Below are 19,067 nucleotides of genomic sequence, written 5' to 3'. Positions count from 1 at the left end.
TAGGGCCCGGGGCCCGGCTCCGGACGTGCCACTGCGGGCGGCGGCTCCCGCCAGCGGCCGAGACCAATGTTGCTCGCCGCGCCGTGCGGCGAAGTGCTGGCAGGAGCAGGTCGCTGCGTCCATAGTTGGCGCACAGCCGTGCAAAGGACCTGCCCCGACTCGGACACCTGGGGGTCTTCCACCCATGAGCAGAGCCGATCAGCCGTCCCGCAGAACCGTCCTGGCCGCCGCGGTCGCCGCCGCGATGACCGGCGCCGCCGGCCCGGCGGTGGCCGCCACCCCGCCCGACCCCGCCACGGGCCCCGCGCCCGACCCCGCACCCGGCACCCCACCCGACGCCGTGACCGATCCCGCCGCCCCTTCCGCCCACACACCGGCCCGCCCGGTCGACAACCGCGCCTGGACCACGTACACCGACTGGTGCGGCGGCACCGCCAAGGGCACCCGTGCCGTCGCCGGTACCCGTCCCGGCCTGGAGATCGGCGCCCCCGCCGGCACCACCGAGTACACCGACCCGCACACCGGCAGGACCGCCACCTGGGAGTACGCGACCTGGACGTCCGCCGTGCACCGGCTCACCGTCCCCGCCACCGAGGCGATCGCCTCCTGGAACGCGCGTACCCCGGCCGGCACCTGGATCCAGGTCGAGCTCACGGGGACGTACTCCGACGGCACGAAGACCCCCTGGTACGTGATGGGCCGCTGGGCGGCCGGCGACCAGGACATCAGGCGGACCTCCGTCGACGACCAGACCGACGGCAAGAGCACCGTCTGGACGGACACCTTCGCGGTCGACGACCCGTCGACCGGGCTGCGCCTCGCCTCGTACCGACTGCGGCTCACCCTCTACCGCAAGCCCGGCACCGAGCTGACCCCCACCGTCTGGCGGCTCGGTGCGATGGGCTCCGACGTGCCCGACCGCTTCACCGTCCCGGCCTCCGTGCCCGGCCTCGCACGGGAGCTGACCGTCCCGCGCTACTCGCAGGAGATCCACGCCGGCCAGTACCCGGAGTACGACAACGGTGGCGAGGCCTGGTGCAGCCCCACCTCCTCGCAGATGATCGTCGAGTACTGGGGCGGCCGGCTCACCTCCCGGCAACTGGCCTGGGTCGACCCCGCGTACGCCGACCCGCAGGTGTGCCACGCGGCCCGCTACACCTACGACTACCAGTACGCGGGCTGCGGGAACTGGCCGTTCAACGCCGCCTACGCGGCCACGTTCAAGGGGCTGCAGGGCGTGGTCACCCGGCTCGGCTCCCTCGCCGACCTGGAGACGCTGATCGCGGCCGGCATCCCGGCCATAACGTCCCAGTCCTTCCTCAAGGAGGAGCTCACGGGAGCCGGGTACGGCACCTCCGGGCACCTGATGACCGTGATCGGCTTCACCGTCGACGGCGACGTGATCGCCAACGACCCGGCCTCGCCGAACGACGAGGCGGTGCGGCGGGTCTACCGGCGGCGGGAGTGGGAGAACATCTGGCTCAGGACCAAGCGGTACAACGCCAGTGGCAAGGTCGTCTCCGGCAGCGGAGGCGTCTGCTACCTCTACTTCCCGGCCCACCCGACCGCGCGCCAGCGCAGCGCCCTCGCGGCGGTGGGCGTCCGCTGAACCCACAGGGCCCCGGCCTCCCGGGGCCCTGTGACCAACGTCTCTGCCGCAAAAGCCGCTGACGGTGGCAAGGTGGACGAATGAGCGCACCCGCATCCGCAGCCCCGCGCACTCGCACCGGCGGCCCCCGGGAAGACGGCCCGCAGATCCTCGAGCACGTCATGGGCTGGACCCTCGTCGTGGTCGTCGCGATGCTCGTGGTGCAACTGGGACTGCTGTGATCTGAGGGTCGACCCGACCTGCCATACTGCGGATGTCCCGCAGCCCGTTGGAAGACCAGGGTCGAAATTGAATATCAGTCAACAGCGTGACGCTGCCCGCCCCCGGCCGCGCGGCACCGAGCGCTCGCTGGCGCGCCGTACCGAACTCATCACCATCGGGCGGAAGTTGTTTGCCGACACGTCGTACGACGCGCTCTCCATGGATGACATCGCCCGGCAGGCGCATGTCGCCAAGGGACTGATCTACTACTACTTCCAGTCCAAGCGCGGCTACTACCTGGCGATCATCCAGGACTCCGTCGCCGATCTGGTCACCTTCGCGGCGAGCGGCCACCAGCTGGCCGCCGTGGACCGCGTCCACCGCACGATCGACAGCTATCTGCGCTACGCCGAGCACAACCAGGCCGCGTACCGCACGATCGTCAGCGGGGGCGTCGGCTTCGACACCGAGGTGCACGCGATCCGGGACGGGGTGCGCGAGGCGATCGTCGCGACCATAGCCGAGGGCGCGTACGGCCGCAGCGACATCGCGCCGCTGGCCCGGATGGGCCTGCTGGGCTGGGTGTGCAGCGTCGAGGGCGCGACCCTCGACTGGATCGACCGCCCGGAACTGTCCCGGGACACCATGCGCGAACTCCTGGTGAGGACCCTGGGCGGCACCATGCGCGCCATCCAGGAGCTCGACCCCGCCTACCCGATCCCCGAGTCCGCCCGCCGGGACGGCTGACGCAAGGGGCGGAGGCTCGTGGTCCTCCGCCCCAAGTCCCCCGTCGGCTTTGCTAGTTGATCGCCCTGATCAGCTCACCGCCCGCCGTGTCGCCGCTCAGTTCCCAGAAGAACGTCCCGCCCAGGCCCTGCTGGTTCTTGTACGTCATCTTGGTTCCGATGGTCGCCGGGGTGTCGTAACTCCACCAGTTGGAGCCGCACTTGGCGTACGCCGTGCCGGCCACCGTTCCCGTCGCCGGGCACGTGGACTTCAGCACCTTGTAGTCCTCGATGCCCTGCTCGTACGTCCCCGCCGCCGGGCCGGTCGCGGTGCCGCCGGGCGCCGACCGGGTGACGCCGGTCCAGCCGCGGCCGTAGAAGCCGATGCCGAGCAGTAGCTTGGAGGCCGGGATGCCGAGGCCCTTGAGCTTGGCGATGGTCGCCGAGGTGTGGTAGCCCGCCCTCGGGATGCCGGAGTAGGAGTTCAGCGGCGAGTGCGGGGCGGTCGGGCCGGTCGCGTCCCAGGCGCCGAAGAAGTCGTACGTCATCGGGTTGTACCAGTTCACGTACTGCGCCGCGCCCGCGTAGTCCGCCGCGTCGATCTTGCCGCCGGGTGTGGCGTCCGCGGTGATGGCCGCGGTGACCAGGTTGCCGGAACCGAACTTGGCGCGCACCGCCGCCATGAGGTTCCTGAAGGCCGCCTTGCCGCTGGTGTCGCAGGTGTTGCCGCAGGCGTTCGGGTACTCCCAGTCGATGTCGATGCCGTCGAAGACGTCGGCCCACTTCGAGTTCTCGACCAGGTCGTAGCAGGACTGGGCGAAGGCGGCCGGGTTCCTCGCGGCCTCGCCGAAGCTGCTGGACCAGGTCCAGCCGCCGAAGGACCACAGGACCTTCAGGCCGGGGTGCTTCTTCTTCAGCTCGCGCAGCTGGTTGAAATTGCCGCGCAGCGGCTGGTCCCAGGTGTCGGCGACGCCGTCCACGGACTCGGCCGCCGTGTAGGTGCGCTCGGTCGCCGCGTAGGAGTCGCCCATGGCGCACTTGCCGCCGGTGACGTTGCCGAAGGCGTAGTTGATGTGGGTGAGCCGGGCCGCCGAGCCGGACGTCTCGACGTTCTTGACGTAGTACTTGCGGTCGTAGGTGCCCCATTCCGTGAAGTAGCCGACCACCTTGGAGCCGGCGGCGGCCCTCTGCTGTGTCGGCTCGGCCGTGGCGCTGCCCGCGCCGGCCAGCAGCCCGGCGCCGAGGGCGGCGCAACACGCTGCGGAGACGAGCGCCCGGAACAGGGCGCGGGGGCGGGGGCGAGTCTGCATCGGGTGTCTCCTCGTGGGGGAGAGGGGACCGCGTGCCGATTGGCATGACGCGGTCAAGCAGTGGCCGAGAGACTAGGAGGACTAGACCAGCACGTCAATGGTTCGGACCAATACGGGTGGCGCGCTTGCGAGGGTGGGAGTAATTGTTTGAAGTGAGCGGTCGTTAACCGGTGACTGGCGGCCTCCCGCCGGGCATACTCACCGAAGAGCTGCTGGTCAGCCGCTTCCGTGACCCGGGAGAAAGGGCCTCGGCCGGCACTCGGCGAGACCCCGGCGGAGGCGCCCCACCCACGGCGCACGTCCGCCGATGCGCCCGACAGGGAGGAGAGCGTCGCCATGCCCGACCGCGCCCCGCAGCCGGTGGACCGTCAGCTGCCCACGGAGGAGGCCCGAGATCTGATCTCGCTCGTCCGGGACATCGCGCAGCGCGAGATCGCCCCGAAGGCGGCCGACGAGGAGGACGCCGGACGCTTCCCGCGCGAGATCTTCACCCTCCTGTCCGAGTCCGGGCTCCTCGGCCTGCCCTACGACTCCGAGTACGGCGGCGGCGACCAGCCCTACGAGGTCTATCTCCAGGTCCTGGAGGAACTGGCCGCCGCCCGCCTCACCGTCGGCCTCGGCGTCAGCGTCCACACCCTCGCCTCCTACGCGCTCGCCGCCTACGGCACCAAACAGCAGCAGGTCGAGCACCTGCCCGCGATGCTCGGCGGCGGCCTGCTCGGCGCGTACTGCCTCTCCGAGCCCTCCTCCGGTTCGGACGCCGCCTCGCTGCGGACGAGGGCCGTGCGCCAGGGCGACGACTGGGTGATCACGGGTACCAAGGCGTGGATCACGCACGGCGGGATCGCCGACTTCTACACCGTCATGGCCCGCACCGGAGAGGAGGGCTCGCGCGGGATCACCGCGTTCCTGGTGCCCGGCGATGCCGAGGGCCTGAGCGCCGCGGCGCCGGAGAAGAAGATGGGCATGAAGGGCTCACCCACCGCCCAGCTCCACTTCGACGGCGTACGGGTCTCCGACGACCGGCGCCTCGGCGAGGAGGGCCAGGGCTTCGCGATCGCTCTGGCCGCGCTCGACTCCGGGCGACTCGGCATCGCGGCCTGCGCGATCGGCGTGGCCCAGGCGGCTCTCGACGAGGCCGTGGCGTACGCGAGCGGGCGCAGGCAGTTCGGGCGGCCGATCTCCGACTTCCAGGGGCTGCGCTTCATGCTCGCCGACATGGCGACCCAGATCGAGGCCGGCCGGGCCCTGTACCTCGCGGCGGCGCGGCTGCGCGACGCCGGACGGCCCTTCGCCAAGCAGGCGGCCATGGCGAAGCTGCACTGCACCGACACCGCGATGAAGGTCACCATCGACGCCGTGCAGATCCTCGGCGGCTACGGCTACACCGCCGACTTCCCGGCCGAGCGCTACCTGCGTGAGGCGAAGGTGCTCCAGATCGTCGAGGGCACCAACCAGATCCAGCGGATGGTCATCGCCCGTCATCTAGCGGGCCCCGAGACCCGCTGAACTGCCCCAGCATGACCTGCGGGGCCGCCAGCCTGACCCACTCCGGGTCGTGGCGGCCCGGCAGGGTACGGCCCCGGTCGGCCCAGGCGCGCATCAGATCGCGGTAGATCGGCGGGTCCTGGGACTGCGAAGGGGGTGACGGCATCGATCCCACGGGCGGCGGCACGAAGGTCCGGTGCCGCCTCTCCATCAGACGAATGGGGGTCATGCCGGGACAACGCGTCGACAGGTGGCCAGGTCACCGCTCCGTGGAATCGGGCGTGCGTTCACGGGCGTCCGCATCGCGTCGACGGATGTCCGACCCGCACCTGGTGAGCGAGCGTCCACCTGACGTACGGTCAACTTCCTTGCCTCCAGGGAGGATTGTCTTGGCCGTGCCCGACGACCGCCCCGTACCGCTCGACGAGTACCCCGTGCACCAGGCTCCCCTGTCGATGCGGCACGTGGCGACCGGCGACCGCAACGCCCACGACCGCTCCGTCTTCCACGTCATCGACCACGCGGGCCGCGCCCTGCTGGTCGCCGGGCTCGGCGTGTACCCGAACCTCGGGGTGATCGACGCCTACGCGACCCTCCGCATCGGGGACACTCTGCACGCCGTACGGGCCTCGGACGCGCTCGGCGACGACCGGATGCGGCTCGAGGTGGGCCCGCTGCGCACCACCGTCGAGCGGCCCCTGCGGGACTTCGTCCTGAGCTGCGCGCCGGACCCCGACGACCCGGACGGACTGTCGTACGAGATCCAGTGGACGGCGGACTTCCCGGCGCTGTGGGAGCCGCATCACCAGCAGCGGCGCGGTGGGCGACTCACCGTGGAGGACAAGCGCTTTGTGCAGGCCGGCCGTTGCGTCGGCTGGATCCAGGCGGGCGGAGAGCGGATCCGGCTCAAGCCCGGCGCGTGGACCGGTACCCGCGGCCGCAGCTGGGGTGTGCGGCCCGTCCCCGGTGAGGACGGCGGACGGCTCGCGCACGACGATCCGGCCGAGAGCCTGCACTGGATCTGGTGCCCGGTCCGATTCGACGACCGCTTCCTGATGGTCATCACCCAGGAGGACGCCGACGGTCACCGCTCGCTCAACGACGCGACACTCGTCCGCCCGGGCCACCGCGACCGCCAACTCGGCTGGCCCCAGGCGGAGATCACCTACCGCCCCGGCACCCGGCGCCCCGAACGCGCCCTGGTCCACCTCGGCGACGTCCGCAAACCGCTGGAGCTGGAGGCGGAGATCCTCACCTCGTCCCCGCTCTTCCTGGGGGCCGGTCACACGCCTGCTGATGACTGGCAGCACGGCAGCCGGCGCGGCCCCGGCCGGGTGGACCGCCGGGTCTACGACGCCACGGAGCCGCATCCGGTAGCCGCGCGCGGGGTCACCGCCCATGCCGCCCGCTTCCGGATGGACGGCCAGGTCGGCTACGGCATCTTCGAGCACGGCTCGTTCGGACGTCACGACCCGAGCGGCTTCACGCACTGATCCCGCACCACGACGGCCTGCCGGCGGGGCACGGCGTGCGGTGGCGCGGGGCAGTTACTGGAGGTGCGCGGAAGGCTCGTGCGCGGAAGGGCTCAGGCGGCCTGGCGCCGCATCGTCGGCACCCGCATCGGGCGCGAACCCGGGCCGCCGACATGCGAGAAGGGCTGGGTGCGCCAGTCGAGCCCCTGAGGGAGCGTCAACAGCAGGGCCGTGTCCTGCTCCTGGAGATCCGCGGACTCGTCCGCGGCCCGGGCGTCGGAGGCCAGGCGTCCCGTACCGGCGCAGACCGTCAGCCCGAACGGGTTCCACGGCGAGGCGCACAGCGCGTGCTCCGGCAGGACCTCCTCGTCCGCCAGCAGCGCGATGGGCTGCGCGCAGTCCGGGCAGATCACCCGGTACATCTCGAAGGTGTCGTACGCGTCCAGTTCCTCGCCGTCGAAGTCGTTGGGGTCGTCGGGTTCGACGCCCTCCGGGGTGGGCTCGACGACCAACTGTGGGCGCTTGGGCACGGTGCGACCAGGGCGCTTAAGACTCTGCATGGATTTCTCCCCCTCGGGCTGGGCCGTGAAGGCTGCTGCGGCCTCGACCACAGCAAGCACTTCCCGTCCCGTCTCGGCGGTAATCACGAGAACATCACGAAGCCTTTTCAGGGACTGTGGCGTTCGTCACATGCCAGTCGCAGGTGCCCCGGGCGGTCGCTTTGTCCCCCGGATGGCACACAGACGACTCTCGGCCACATCACGAACCGGGTATGACCTGGGCCGCCGAGGTATCCGAGGAGATCAGACGCCATGTAGGTTCTTGCGCCATGGAGGAGCTGGACCGACAGATCGTGCAGCTGCTCGTCAAGGACGGGCGGATGAGTTACACCGACCTGGGCAAGGCCACGGGCCTGTCCACGTCTGCCGTGCACCAGCGGGTGCGCCGGCTGGAGCAGCGGGGCGTCATCCGCGGATACGCCGCGGTCGTCGACCCCGAGGCCGTCGGGCTGCCCCTGACCGCCTTCATCTCGGTGAAACCGTTCGACCCCAGCGCCCCCGACGACATCGCGGACCGCCTCTCCGACGTCCCCGAGATCGAGGCCTGCCACAGCGTCGCCGGCGACGAGAACTACATCCTCAAGGTCCGCGTCTCGACCCCGCACGAGCTGGAGGAACTCCTGGCCCGGCTGCGGACGCTGGCGGGGGTGTCGACGCGCACAACAGTCGTACTGTCGACGCCGTACGAGGCCCGGCCGCCGCGGATCTGAGGGCGGAGGGCTGTCTGCTGCCGCTGTGATGAGCCGCCACGGTGGCGTACTGCCGCTGCTGTGGGCACCCGTTCCGCTGGGGCGGAACGGGTGGGGATGTGCGGCAGTGCCGGGTGCCGTGTGGTTCCGGTCCATTTGCGGCGCCCCCGGTACAGCCCGCGCTTCGCCGCACGAGAAACTGTCCGTCATGAGTGAACGCACCCCCGACCCGACCACCGTCCTCCTCCGCCGAGGAGAGGTGCACAGCCCCGCCGACCCCTTCGCAACCGCGATGGTCGTGGAACGAGGACAAGTCGCCTGGGTCGGCTCGGAAGGCGCCGCCGACGCCTTCGCGGACGGCGTCGACGAGGTGGTCGATCTGGACGGCGCACTCGTCACCCCCGCGTTCACCGACGCCCACGTGCACACCACCGCCACCGGACTCGCCCTGACCGGCCTGGACCTGTCCGACGCTCCCTCCCTGGACGCGGCCCTCACCCTCGTACGGGACTTCGCCGCCGCCCGCCCGCAGGACCGCGTCCTGCTCGGACACGGCTGGGACGCCGCCCGCTGGCCCGGCGGCCGCCCCCCGACGCGCGCCGAGCTCGACGAGGCCGCGGGCGGCCGCCCCCTGTACCTCTCCCGCATCGACGTCCACTCGGCGGTCGTGACGACGGCCCTCCTCGACATGACCCCGGGCCTCGGCGCGGCGGACGGCTCTCCGGATCCGGCGGGCCCCCTCACCCGCGACGCCCACCACGCCGTACGCGCCACCGCGTTCGCTGCTGTGACGCCGGGGCAACGTGCCGAGGCCCAGCGGGCCGCCCTCGCGCACGCCGCGTCCCTCGGCATCGGCTCCGTCCACGAGTGCGCCGGCCCGCAGATCTCCTCCGAGGACGACTTCACGGGCCTCCTGCGCCTCGCCACCGACCAGCCCGGCCCTCGGGTCGTCGGCTACTGGGCCGAGCGGGACGTGCGCAAGGCCCGGGAACTGGGCGCGTCCGGCGCCGCCGGGGACCTCTTCGTCGACGGCGCCCTCGGCTCGCACACCGCCTGCCTGCACGAGCCGTACACCGACGCCGACCACTCCGGTACCGCCTACCTGGACGCCGCCGAGGTCGCCGCACATGTCGTCGCCTGCACCGAGGAGGGCCTCCAGGCGGGCTTCCACGCCATCGGCGACGCCGCGGTGACCGCCGTCGTCGAGGGCGTACGGGCCGCCGCCGACAAGGTCGGCCTGGCCCGCGTCCGCGCCGCCCGGCACCGTGTCGAGCACGCCGAGATGCTCACCCCGGACACCGTCGCGGCCTTCGCCGAACTCGGCCTGACCGCCTCCGTCCAGCCCGCCTTCGACGCGCTGTGGGGCGGCGAGGACGGCATGTACGCCCAGCGCCTCGGCGCGGCACGGGCCAGGACCCTCAACCCGTTCGCGGCGCTCCTGCGGGCCGGCGTCCCGCTCGCCTTCGGTTCGGACAGCCCGGTCACGCCCCTGGACCCGTGGGGCACGGTCCGTGCGGCGGCCTTCCACCGCACCCCGGATCACCGGATCTCCGTACGCGCCGCGTTCACCGCCCACACGCGCGGCGGCTGGCGGGCGGTGGGACGCGACGATGCGGGCGTCCTGGTGCCCGGCGCGCCCGCCGACTACGCCGTGTGGCGCACCGACGCCCTCGTGGTCCAGGCCCCCGACGACCGGGTCGCCCGCTGGTCCACCGACCCGCGCTCCGGCACCCCCGGACTGCCCGACCTGACCCCGGGTCACGACCTGCCGGTCTGCCTGCGCACCGTGGTGGGCGGACGGACGGTGTTCGTACGGCCGGGCGAGTGATCTACCGGGGTGGCGCAGCGGTGACCACCCCGCGCCGCGCCGTCGCGCGACCTGCGCATCCTCCGCGCTGACCAGGGCTTTGGTCGCATAACCGCAGATCAAGCGACTGTTGACAGGCGGCAGCGGGAGGCCGGTAGGTTCGGCCGGGTCCACCACCGGACGCCCGACCGGGGAACGTCCGCTGACTCGCCGCGGCGCCGCTGGGTCAGGGGCGGTGTGCCGCACCGGGGCACCGTCGCTGGGAGCCAGGCACAGCGCCCGCACCGCGGCGAGGGAACGTTCCGGCCGGTCAGGGAGGTGTGACCCGGGTGGGGCCCGGGCGCTCAGTAGACAACGGCTTTCGGTCGACCCGCAGCCAGCGGGCCCCAGGTCGGCCCGAAGGGCGCCGGGCCCCCATCCGCAGCACTCATACAACGCGAAAAGCGCACTCTTACCCCGGTCTTGTGGAAACGACACCACCCATACGAACGTTTAGTCGCGTCACCGCAGGCCGCGACCATTATGGTGGTCCTGTGCTTACGGACACGAAGGGGCAGCAGTGAACGACGGCGACGGGACCCTCGCGGCTCAGGACCGAGGGAGGCAGTTCGGCCCGCTCGGCACGCCCTTGGTGATCATCCCGACCTACAACGAGGCGGAGAACATCAAGACCATCGTCGGCCGGGTGCGCAAGGCGGTTCCCGACGCCCACGTCCTGGTCGCCGACGACAACAGCCCCGACGGCACCGGCAAGCTCGCCGACGAGCTGGCCGCCGAGGACGACCACGTCCACGTACTGCACCGCAAGGGCAAGGAAGGCCTCGGCGCCGCCTACCTCGCCGGCTTCCGCTGGGGCCTGGACGAGGGCTACGGCGTACTGATCGAGATGGACGCCGACGGCTCCCACCAGCCGGAGGAGCTGCCCCGCCTCCTCACCGCCCTCAAGGGCGCCGACCTCGTCCTCGGCTCCCGCTGGGTGCCGGGCGGCCGGGTCGTGAACTGGCCGAAGTCCCGTGAGGTCATCTCCCGTGGCGGCAGCCTCTACTCGCGTCTCGCCCTCGACCTGCCCCTGCGTGACATCACGGGCGGCTACCGCGCCTTCCGCCGCGAGACCCTGGAGGGCCTGGGCCTCGAAGAGGTCGCCTCCCAGGGTTACTGCTTCCAGGTCGACCTGGCCCGCCGCGCGGTCAAGGCCGGCTTCCACGTGGTCGAGGTCCCCATCACCTTCGTCGAGCGCGAACTCGGCGACTCCAAGATGAGCCGCGACATCCTCGTGGAGGCGCTGTGGCGGGTCACGGCGTGGGGCGTGGGGGAGCGGGTCGGCAAGATCACGGGCAACGGCACCAAGGACAAGCCGAAGCAATAGCGGTACGAAGGGTGCTCGTCCCCCTTATGTCGTGCTGAGCCGGGTCCCGGCACACTGGAGGCATGACGACAGGCGCTTCGCCCCCTTCCTTCTCCGCTCAACCCCGACGTCCCCGTATGCGGACCTTCCTGCCGCTGGGCATCGCCGCGTGGCTGGTGCTGGAGATCTGGCTGCTCACCGTGGTCGCGGGTGCGGCGAGCGGCTTCGTGGTCTTCCTGCTGCTGCTCGCCGGGTTCGTGCTCGGCTCGGTCGTCATCAAGCGAGCGGGCCGGCGCGCCTTCCAGAACCTGAACGAGGCGCTGCAGCGCGGCGGCTCCCCGTCGAGCGGCGGGGGCAACGGGCTGATGATGCTCGGCGGCCTGCTGCTGATGATCCCGGGTCTGATCTCGGACGCCGTGGGTCTGCTCCTGCTGATCCCGCCGGTCCAGAAGGCCGTCGGCGGCTATGCGGAACGCACGGTGGACCGCAAGCTCCGCGAGGCCGCCTCCGGGAGCCTGGGTGACGCCTTCCAGCAGGCCCGCATGCACCGCCCCGACGGCAAGGTCGTCCAGGGCGAGGTCATCCGCGACGAGCCGGGGACGCCGGGGGACGCCCCGCAGGGACCCAGGCCGCCGCTCACGCACTGAGGCTTTCGCTGCCCGGCTCCGGGCGAGCGCACTGAGACCCTCCCACCCGGCTTCTCGCTTCGGGTGGGAGGGTCTCAGTGGTTACAGGAATGTCAGCGGGTCGGGCACGCCGAACGACCGCGGGCGCCGTACGTGCGATGGACGTACGGCGCCCGCGGTCACTGGCGCTTGTTCGCGGCCTCCCGCTATGCGGACTTGCGGCTGTCCCGGGGATGAACCGCGAGGTTCATCGCACCGGAGCGCAGAACGGCCAGCCGCTCCTCGAGGACCTCTTCGAGTTCCTCGCGGGTGCGCCGCTCCATCAACATGTCCCAATGTGTACGCGCGGGCTTGGCCTTCTTCTCCTCAGGGCCGTCGCCGTCCACGAGGAGTGCCTGGGCCCCGCAGACCTTGCACTCCCACTCCGGCGGAATCTCCGCCTCGACCGAGAAGGGCATCTCGAAGCGGTGCCCCTTCTCGCATGCGTACTCCACGGCCTGGCGCGGGGCCAGGTCGATGCCGCGGTCCGTCTCGTAGCTGGTCACCACGAGGCGCGTGCCGCGAAGAGCTCGCTCACTCATGAATCGTGCCTCCCGGGCTTGTCGCCCACAGGACAGGTGTCGCTGTCGTCGTCATCCGGTCAACGTCCGGTCGGCGGTAAAGATTCCCGTCCCGTGTCCCGTTCCGGGTCATGCGTCGCCGTCGTAGCCGCAGCCTTGTCAACCAGTGCAGTACCCACCGTCGCCCGGTTTGTCACGTCTGCTAGCAGATGTCACCCAGCGTTTCGTCATCTTTGACGCGCAGTAACGGTACGCCTGGCAGGCCAAACGCGTACACTACAGCGCTTTCGCCCAGAGTGCTAAATCCGTTCGGGAACGGGATTGCCCGCGTCGCCGATCGCCCGCCGCACCGGCACCCGCGCGAGCAGCACGAACCCGATCACGAAGAACGCCACCAGCGAGACGATCGCGTCACGATAACTTCCGGTCAGCTGGTACGTCAGACCGAACAGAAGAGGGCCGAGCCAGCTCATCCCGCGGTCGCTCACCTCGTACGCCGCGAAGTACTCGGCCTCCTTGCCGGGCGGCACGAGATGCGAGAACAGCGAGCGGGACAGGGCCTGGCTGCCGCCGAGCACGAGCCCGATCCCGGCCGCCAGCGCGAAGAACCACACCGGTGCCCCGGCCGGCAGGAAGTATCCCGCTCCCAGTGTCACCGTCCACGCCACGAGCGAGCCGAGGATCGTGCGCTTGGCGCCGTAGCGCCGGGCCATCAGACCCATGCCCAGGGCGCCCACCACCGCCAGCACCTGTACCAGCAGCACGGCCGCGATCAGGGTCGACTGGCCGAGGCCCAGCTCCTCGGAGCCGTAGACCGACGCCTGGCTGATAACGGTCTGGATGCCGTCGTTGTAGACGAGATATGCCAGCAGGAAGGCGAGGGTCAGAGGGTGGCGGCGCATGTCGCGGATCGTCGCCGCGAGCTGGCGCAGCCCGGGCAGGGCGGCGGCGGCCTCCCGCGCGGGGGAGCGGCGGTCGCGCAGCCGTCGTAGCGGCACGAGGGTGAAGGCGCCCCACCACAGGCCGGCCGACGCCAGGCAGATGCGCACGGCCGTGGTCTCGGACACACCGAAGGTGTCGTGCCCGAGATAGAGGGCCAGGTTGGCGATCAGGACGAGGGAGCCCGACGCGTAGCCGAAGGCCCAGCCCCGGGAGGAGACCGCGTCGCGCTCCTCGGGTGGTGCGATCTGCGGGAGGTAGGAGTTGTAGAGCATCATCGCGACCGACTGCGCGGCGTTCGCCACGACCAGCAGCACACCGCCCAGCAGATAGCGGTCGCCGTCCAGGAAGAACATGCCGGTCGTCGCCACGGCCCCCGTGTAGGCGGCGGCCGCCAGGAAGGGCTTCTTGCGTCCCGTGCGGTCAGCGGCGGCGCCCACCAGGGGCATCACCAGGACGGCCAGGATCACTGACAGGGACACCGAGTACGCGAAGAAGGACCCGGCCCGGACCGGGATGCCCAAGGGATGGACATAGCCGTCGGCGTCCGCGGCCGACTTGGCGACCGACGTCAGGTAGGGGCCGAGGAACACGGTGAGCACGCTCGTCGAGTAGACGGAGCACGCCCAGTCGTAGAAGTACCAGCCGCGCTGCTCGCGCCGCCGTCCCGCGGCGTCGTCGGCTGCGTCCGTCCGCACGGTGTCGGTGCCCACCCGTGCCCTCGCTTCCCCGCCGGAGTGCCGTGCGAAGGCTCGGGCGGGGGGTCCCGGGTGGTCAGACCCAGACGCCCCGGTCCTCCATGACCTTGCGCAACGTGTCGATGTGATCGGTCATGATGCCATCGACTCCCAGATCCAGAAGCCGGTGCATCCGATCCGCCTCGTTGATCGTCCACACGTGCACCTGCAGCCCGCGCGCGTGCGCGGCGCGGACGAAGCGGTGGTCCACCACCTGGATGCCCGACTGCACCTCTGGCACCTGCGCGGCCACCGCCGAGCGGCGCAGCGCCGCCGGGACACCCCAGGAGCGCAGCCGCAGGTTGAGCACGCCCCGGGTCCCGTACGAGGTTGCGAGGCGCGGACCGGCCAGCCGCTGGGCGCGCAGCACGCGGGCCTCGGAGAACGAGCCGACGCAGATCCGGTCCCAGGTGTTGGTCCGCCCGATCAGGTTCAGCAGGGGGTGGAGTGCGGGCTCTGCCTTGATGTCGATGTTCCAGCGCACCTCGGGGAAGGTCTCCAGGAGCTCCTCGAACAGGGGGACCGGTTCCTCGCCCGCCACGCGCGCGTGCCGTACGTCCTTCCACGGCAGGTCCGCGATGCGGCCCGCGCCGTCGGTGACCCGGTCCAGCGTGGCGTCGTGGAAGGCGACGAGCCTGCCGTCGAGCGTGGCGTGGACGTCCGTCTCGATGTAGCGGTAGCCCGCCTCGACCGCGCGCCGGAACTGCGCCACGGTGTTCTCCAGGCCGTCCGCCGCCCCGCCGCGGTGCGCGAAGGCGATGGGGCCCGGATGGTCGAGATAGGGGTGGCGCGTGGTCACCTGGGCAGTATCACCCCCTTGGGTGTCCTCGCGGCAACCACCGTGCTGCCCCCGGATGCCGTCGGTACGGCGAACACGCGCAGGAAGAGCTGGGCGAGTGGGCCGATCGACACCGCGTACAGGAGGGTGCCGACGCCGATCGTGCCGCCGAGGACGAACCCGGTCATGACGACCGCCACCTCGACCGCCGTGCGCATCAGGCGGATCGAGCGGCCCGTGCGCTCGTGCAGTCCCGTCATCAGCCCGTCCCGTGGGCCCGGACCGAACCGCGCGGCGATGTAGAGGCCGGTGGCCGCGCCGTTGAGCACGAGCCCGGCCACCAGCAGGGACACCCGCGCGGCCAGGCCGTGTGCGTCGGGGAGCAGGGTGAGCGTGCCGTCCAGGGCGATACCGACGACGAAGACGTTGGAGACGGTGCCGAGGCCCGGGCGCTGGCGCAGCGGGATCCACAGGAGCAGCACCGCAGCGCCCACGACGACGGACACCTCGCCGATCGTCAGGCCGGTGAGCTCGGCGAGGCCCTGGTGCAGCACGTTCCAGGGTTCCAGGCCCAGGCCCGCCTCGACGAGCAGGGCGGAACTGGCGCCGTAGAGGGCGAGGCCGACGTAGAGCTGGACGAGCCGTCGGACCAGGTGACCTCTGGCGCGTATCTGTGTGGACAAGTGTGCCCCCGGTGGTGGTAGTGGCCTGACTCGTGACACTCTGTGGCTTGGGAAGAGAAGCCATCCATGGCCAATTCGGGGAAGGTGGACTGGTAATCATGGCGCAGTGGACCTCGGCGGTGGGGCCGACGCAGCTCGCTCGGCTGCTCAAGTCCCAGCAGGACCGCCCCGCGGGCCCCGGCACTCGCCGTCCGCCCGCCTATCGCGCGCTCGCCGACGGCATCCGGCTGCTGGTATTGGAGGGGCGTGTCCCGGTGGCGGCCCGGCTGCCCGCCGAACGGGAACTGGCCCTGTCCCTGTCCGTCAGCCGCACCACCGTCGCCGCCGCCTACGAGGCGCTGCGCTTCGAGGGCTTCCTGGAGTCCCGGCGCGGCGCGGGCAGCTGGACCGCCGTACCGGCCGGAAACCCCCTTCCCGCGCGCGGGCTCGAACCGCTCCCGCCCGAGGCGCTCGGCTCGATGATCGACCTGGGTTGCGCGGCGCTCCCCGCACCCGAGCCGTGGCTCACGCGTGCCGTGCGGGGCGCGCTGGAGGAACTGCCGCCGTACGCGCACACGCACGGCGACTATCCGGCGGGCTTGCCCGCCCTGCGCGCGATGATCGCCGAGCGCTACACCGCGCGCGGGATCCCCACGATGCCCGAACAGATCATGGTGACGACCGGTGCGATGGGCGCCATCGACGCGATCTGCCATCTGTTCGGCGGGCGGGGCGAGCGCATCGCCGTCGAGTCGCCCTCCTATGCCAACATCCTTCAGCTGATGCGTGAGGCGGGCGCCCGGCTCGTGCCGGTCGCCATGGCGGAGGGGCTCGCCGGGTGGGACCTGGACCGCTGGCGTCAGGTGCTGCGCGAGGCCGCGCCGCGCATCGCGTACGTCGTCGCCGACTTCCACAACCCCACCGGCGCGCTGGCCGACGACGACCAGCGGCGGCGGCTCGTGGACGCGGCGCGCTCCGCCGGCACCGTGCTGATCGCCGACGAGACGATGAGCGAGCTGTGGGTGGACGAGGACGTGGAGATGCCGCGGCCGGTGTGCGGGTTCGACCCCGCCGGATCCACGGTGATCACCGTCGGGTCGGCCAGCAAGGCGTTCTGGGCCGGGATGCGCATCGGGTGGGTGCGGGCCGCTCCGGACGTGATCCGCAGCCTGGTCGCCGCGCGGGCGTATGCCGATCTGGGCACGCCGGTGCTGGAGCAACTGGCGGTCAACTGGCTGTTCAGCACCGGGGGCTGGGAGCAGGCGGTGGAGCTGCGGCGGGGCCAGGCGCGGGAGAACCGGGACGCGTTGGTCGCAGCCGTGCGACGGGCCTTGCCGGAGTGGGAGTTCGAGGTCCCCAAGGGTGGACTGACGCTGTGGGTGCGGGCCGGGGGGCTCTCCGGGTCGCGGCTCGCCGAGGCGGGGGAGCGGGTGGGTGTGCGGGTGCCGTCCGGGCCCCGGTTCGGGGTCGACGGGGCATTCGAGGGGTATGTGCGGTTGCCGTTCACCGTGGGGGGTGCGGTGGCCGAGGAGGCTGCGGTGCGGTTGGCCGCGGCGGCGCGGGTGGTGGAGAGCGGGGGGACGGCGGGAGTGGAGGCGCCGCGGACGTTCGTGGCGTAGTGGAACCAACCTTGCCCGCACCGACCGGGGGCCTTGCTCACGCGCTCTCAGCCACCACCGCTTCCACCGGTACCGGCTCCGGCTCCTCGTCCGCCGGCGTCGTCAGCGGCGGCAACAGATCCAGTACCGCCTGACGCTGCGCATCCGTCGTCGCGTCGTCGTACGGGTCCGGCGTCGCCGGAACCTGGAGGCGATGGACCGGGCCCGTGCCCAGGCGGGCGTAGCCGCGGCCCGGGGGGACGTGCGCGATGGGGGTCGTGTGGGGGCGGGCGCCGAGGAGGGACTCCAGTTGCCCGGCGGTGGCGGGTCCGAGGGCGACACGCGCGCGCGTGTGCTGTCGTACCGCGTCGCTCAGGGTGTCCAGGCTGTCGAACTGTTCGGCGACGACCACCGTCACGTTGGCCGCGCGGCCGTGCCGGAGGGGCACCTGGAGCATGGACTGCGGGTCCTTGCGGCCGTCGGCGTCGGCCAGGTGGGTGAACGCGGTGGGGCGGTCGAGGAGGACCCACAGGGGGCGCCTCGTGTCGTCCGGCGCCGGGTGGCCCGCCTGACGGGCGCGGTTGGCCGCGATGAGCCGCCGCTCCGTCTCGTGCGCGGCCCATTCCAGGCTCGCCAGGGCGCCGGCCAGGCCGACCTCGACCGCCAGGACACCGTCCCGGCCGGTCAGGCAGGCGTACTCGCCGGTGCCGCCGCCGTCGACGACGAGGATGTCGCCGTGCTGGAGGGCCTGGAGCGCGACGGAGCGCAGCAGGGTGGAGCTCCCGCTGCCCGGCTGGCCCACGATCAGCAGGTGCGGCTCGGTGGAGCGGGCACCGGTGCGCCAGACGACCGGCGGCACGTCGCGCCGTTCCTCACCGTGGGTGAGGGGGAGCGTGCGCTGGACCTGGGTGGGGTCGGTGAAGCCGAGGACCGTCTCGCCGGGGGCGGTGACGAAGCGCTGGGCGGTGATGTCGGTGGGGAGCGGGGAGAGGACGGTGACCGTGAGTTCGTTGCCCTCCTCGTCCCAGGTGAAGTGGTACTCGCGGCCGCGGCCCGACTTCGCGGTGAGCAGCAGCTCGACCCGGGCACGGGCCTCGGCCTCGCCGTCCGGGAAGTACGCCGGGTAGCGGATGACGAGGTGGCTGACGCGGCACGAGCCGTCGAACTCGTACGCCGGGAAGGCCTTCTCCCACTCGCCGCCGTGGGCGTAGAGCGGGGCGGGGTCCTCGGCGGTCGAGAAGTAGGGCACCAGGGCCTCGTAGAGCGACTGGAGGCGCTGGGTCTGGGACTCGTCGGGTCCCTCGGGTTCCGCCGGTCTGCCTCCCCGGCCCTGCCAGGCTGCCGCCGCCATCAGGGTGATGACGGCGAACAGCGGGCCGTACGGCAGGAGCGCCACGACCAGGACCACCGACGCCACCAGGAACAGCAGCGGTCCGCGCCGGTCCTTGGGGGTGTCGGCCCACTTGCGCCGCCCTGCCGAGGCCAGTCGGCGCATGCCGCGGGTGATCGTGATCAGCGGGTGGAGGACGTCGGTGGCGCTGTCGGCCGCCGTCCGGGCCAGCTCCCGGCTCCGGGCGATCTGCGCGCTGCCTGTGCTCAGGATGCGGGGGAGAGGACGCCGGGCCACTGCTGTCTCCTGATGGTGCGTACGGAAGGGACGGACGGCGGGGCGGGCGGCGTCAGAACTTGATGCCGCCGAGGAGGCTGGCCAGGCTCTCGCCGCCGGCCTTGATGCTCGGGGCGAGGGCCGTACTGGCCAGGTAGAACCCGAACAGGGCCGAGACCAGGGCGTGCGACGCCTTGAGCCCGTCCTTGCGGAAGAACAGGAAAACGATGACGCCGAGCAGGACCACGCCTGAGATGGACAAGATCATTTGAGGTCTCCTGGTTGGTGGGGACAGTCACCATGGGTGCTTCCAGGCTCACAGGATGTATCCATACGATAAAAGGTGCAACCAGGT

18 protein-coding genes are annotated in these 19,067 nt (G+C 71.7%); 10 read left to right on the top strand and 8 right to left on the bottom strand.

Going from position 1 to position 19,067, the window contains the following annotated elements; translation table 11 throughout:
- The first annotated feature begins 184 nt into the window (after positions 1 to 184).
- The 3 genes from AC067M_RS38480 to AC067M_RS38470 all read left to right on the top strand — a co-directional run bounded on the left by AC067M_RS38480 (position 185) and on the right by AC067M_RS38470 (position 2,557).
- The gene (locus AC067M_RS38480) at positions 185 to 1,609 is read left to right on the top strand and encodes a peptidase C39 family protein (RefSeq protein ID WP_478701651.1); all 1,425 of its coding nucleotides are present in this window, start codon (positions 185 to 187) and stop codon (positions 1,607 to 1,609) included.
- Positions 1,610 to 1,689: 80 nt separating this feature from the next.
- The gene (locus AC067M_RS38475; protein WP_478701650.1) at positions 1,690 to 1,830 is read left to right on the top strand and encodes an SCO1431 family membrane protein; all 141 of its coding nucleotides are present in this window, start codon (positions 1,690 to 1,692) and stop codon (positions 1,828 to 1,830) included.
- 67 nt (positions 1,831 to 1,897) lie between these two features.
- Entirely contained in the window at positions 1,898 to 2,557 is a 660-nt protein-coding gene (locus AC067M_RS38470; RefSeq protein ID WP_478701649.1) for a TetR/AcrR family transcriptional regulator, read from the top strand.
- A gap of 52 nt (positions 2,558 to 2,609) precedes the next feature.
- Here the strand turns inward: AC067M_RS38470 and AC067M_RS38465 are convergent, their stop codons facing one another.
- Entirely contained in the window at positions 2,610 to 3,845 is a 1,236-nt protein-coding gene (locus AC067M_RS38465; protein ID WP_478701648.1) for a glycoside hydrolase family 18 protein, read from the bottom strand.
- 336 nt (positions 3,846 to 4,181) lie between these two features.
- Between AC067M_RS38465 and AC067M_RS38460 the strand changes: the two genes are divergently transcribed.
- On the top strand, positions 4,182 to 5,354 hold the full coding sequence (locus AC067M_RS38460) for an acyl-CoA dehydrogenase family protein (RefSeq protein ID WP_478701647.1): 1,173 nt from the start codon (positions 4,182 to 4,184) through the stop codon (positions 5,352 to 5,354).
- A gap of 374 nt (positions 5,355 to 5,728) precedes the next feature.
- The gene (locus AC067M_RS38455; protein WP_478701692.1) at positions 5,729 to 6,826 is read left to right on the top strand and encodes an Rv3169 family protein; all 1,098 of its coding nucleotides are present in this window, start codon (positions 5,729 to 5,731) and stop codon (positions 6,824 to 6,826) included.
- 92 nt (positions 6,827 to 6,918) lie between these two features.
- Here AC067M_RS38455 and AC067M_RS38450 read toward each other — a convergent pair whose 3' ends face one another.
- Positions 6,919 to 7,365 carry a hypothetical protein gene (locus AC067M_RS38450; protein ID WP_478701646.1) on the bottom strand — a complete coding sequence of 149 codons (447 nt, stop codon included), beginning with the start codon at positions 7,363 to 7,365 and terminating at the stop codon, positions 6,919 to 6,921.
- A gap of 269 nt (positions 7,366 to 7,634) precedes the next feature.
- Here AC067M_RS38450 and AC067M_RS38445 point away from each other — a divergent pair, with 269 nt between their 5' ends.
- The 4 genes from AC067M_RS38445 to fxsA all read left to right on the top strand — a co-directional run bounded on the left by AC067M_RS38445 (position 7,635) and on the right by fxsA (position 11,853).
- Positions 7,635 to 8,075, top strand: coding sequence for an Lrp/AsnC family transcriptional regulator (locus AC067M_RS38445; protein WP_478701645.1), 441 nt, complete (start codon positions 7,635 to 7,637; stop codon positions 8,073 to 8,075).
- 187 nt (positions 8,076 to 8,262) lie between these two features.
- On the top strand, positions 8,263 to 9,882 hold the full coding sequence (locus tag AC067M_RS38440; RefSeq protein ID WP_478701644.1) for an amidohydrolase: 1,620 nt from the start codon (positions 8,263 to 8,265) through the stop codon (positions 9,880 to 9,882).
- 538 nt (positions 9,883 to 10,420) lie between these two features.
- Entirely contained in the window at positions 10,421 to 11,227 is an 807-nt protein-coding gene (locus AC067M_RS38435) for a polyprenol monophosphomannose synthase (protein ID WP_478701643.1), read from the top strand.
- A 62-nt stretch (positions 11,228 to 11,289) separates the two neighbouring features.
- Positions 11,290 to 11,853 carry an FxsA family membrane protein gene (gene fxsA / locus AC067M_RS38430; protein ID WP_478701642.1) on the top strand — a complete coding sequence of 188 codons (564 nt, stop codon included), beginning with the start codon at positions 11,290 to 11,292 and terminating at the stop codon, positions 11,851 to 11,853.
- A gap of 185 nt (positions 11,854 to 12,038) precedes the next feature.
- Here fxsA and AC067M_RS38425 read toward each other — a convergent pair whose 3' ends face one another.
- The 4 genes from AC067M_RS38425 to yczE all read right to left on the bottom strand — a co-directional run bounded on the left by AC067M_RS38425 (position 12,039) and on the right by yczE (position 15,529).
- Positions 12,039 to 12,413 carry an RNA polymerase-binding protein RbpA gene (locus tag AC067M_RS38425; protein ID WP_010357981.1) on the bottom strand — a complete coding sequence of 125 codons (375 nt, stop codon included), beginning with the start codon at positions 12,411 to 12,413 and terminating at the stop codon, positions 12,039 to 12,041.
- 278 nt (positions 12,414 to 12,691) lie between these two features.
- Positions 12,692 to 14,044: an MFS transporter gene (locus AC067M_RS38420; protein ID WP_478701641.1), complete on the bottom strand. Its 1,353-nt coding sequence runs from the start codon at positions 14,042 to 14,044 to the stop codon at positions 12,692 to 12,694.
- 61 nt (positions 14,045 to 14,105) lie between these two features.
- Complete coding sequence (locus AC067M_RS38415) at positions 14,106 to 14,867, bottom strand: glycerophosphodiester phosphodiesterase family protein (RefSeq protein ID WP_478701640.1); 762 nt, start codon at positions 14,865 to 14,867, stop codon at positions 14,106 to 14,108.
- A complete protein-coding gene (gene yczE, locus AC067M_RS38410; RefSeq protein ID WP_478701639.1) occupies positions 14,864 to 15,529 on the bottom strand; it encodes a membrane protein YczE in 666 nt (221 codons plus the stop codon). The genes AC067M_RS38415 and yczE overlap by 4 nt, the downstream gene beginning before the upstream one ends.
- Before the next feature lie 98 nt (positions 15,530 to 15,627).
- On the opposite strand from yczE, the gene AC067M_RS38405 reads away from it, so the two are divergent.
- Complete coding sequence (locus tag AC067M_RS38405; protein WP_478701638.1) at positions 15,628 to 17,127, top strand: SCO1417 family PLP biosynthesis transcription factor; 1,500 nt, start codon at positions 15,628 to 15,630, stop codon at positions 17,125 to 17,127.
- Between the two features lie 37 nt (positions 17,128 to 17,164).
- Here the strand turns inward: AC067M_RS38405 and AC067M_RS38400 are convergent, their stop codons facing one another.
- Positions 17,165 to 18,733, bottom strand: a complete 1,569-nt coding sequence (locus tag AC067M_RS38400) for a P-loop NTPase family protein (RefSeq protein WP_478701637.1) — start codon at positions 18,731 to 18,733, stop codon at positions 17,165 to 17,167.
- 52 nt (positions 18,734 to 18,785) lie between these two features.
- Positions 18,786 to 18,980, bottom strand: coding sequence for a hypothetical protein (locus tag AC067M_RS38395; RefSeq protein ID WP_478701636.1), 195 nt, complete (start codon positions 18,978 to 18,980; stop codon positions 18,786 to 18,788).
- Positions 18,981 to 19,067: the final 87 nt, after the last annotated feature.

This window comes from Streptomyces sp. NPDC043427, from assembly GCF_056436655.1.
Note: the sequence above shows the minus strand (reverse complement) of the source record. Positions and strands in the feature narration are given on the sequence as shown.

Coding starts and splice junctions, on each gene's coding strand:
- AC067M_RS38480 (WP_478701651.1), top strand. CDS start 185: ATGAGCAGAGCCGATCAGCCGTCCCGCAGAACCGTCCTGGCCGCCGCG.
- AC067M_RS38475 (WP_478701650.1), top strand. CDS start 1,690: ATGAGCGCACCCGCATCCGCAGCCCCGCGCACTCGCACCGGCGGCCCC.
- AC067M_RS38465 (WP_478701648.1), bottom strand. CDS start 3,845: ATGCAGACTCGCCCCCGCCCCCGCGCCCTGTTCCGGGCGCTCGTCTCC.
- AC067M_RS38460 (WP_478701647.1), top strand. CDS start 4,182: ATGCCCGACCGCGCCCCGCAGCCGGTGGACCGTCAGCTGCCCACGGAG.
- AC067M_RS38450 (WP_478701646.1), bottom strand. CDS start 7,365: ATGCAGAGTCTTAAGCGCCCTGGTCGCACCGTGCCCAAGCGCCCACAG.
- AC067M_RS38445 (WP_478701645.1), top strand. CDS start 7,635: ATGGAGGAGCTGGACCGACAGATCGTGCAGCTGCTCGTCAAGGACGGG.
- AC067M_RS38440 (WP_478701644.1), top strand. CDS start 8,263: ATGAGTGAACGCACCCCCGACCCGACCACCGTCCTCCTCCGCCGAGGA.
- fxsA (WP_478701642.1), top strand. CDS start 11,290: ATGACGACAGGCGCTTCGCCCCCTTCCTTCTCCGCTCAACCCCGACGT.
- AC067M_RS38425 (WP_010357981.1), bottom strand. CDS start 12,413: ATGAGTGAGCGAGCTCTTCGCGGCACGCGCCTCGTGGTGACCAGCTAC.
- AC067M_RS38405 (WP_478701638.1), top strand. CDS start 15,628: ATGGCGCAGTGGACCTCGGCGGTGGGGCCGACGCAGCTCGCTCGGCTG.
- AC067M_RS38395 (WP_478701636.1), bottom strand. CDS start 18,980: ATGATCTTGTCCATCTCAGGCGTGGTCCTGCTCGGCGTCATCGTTTTC.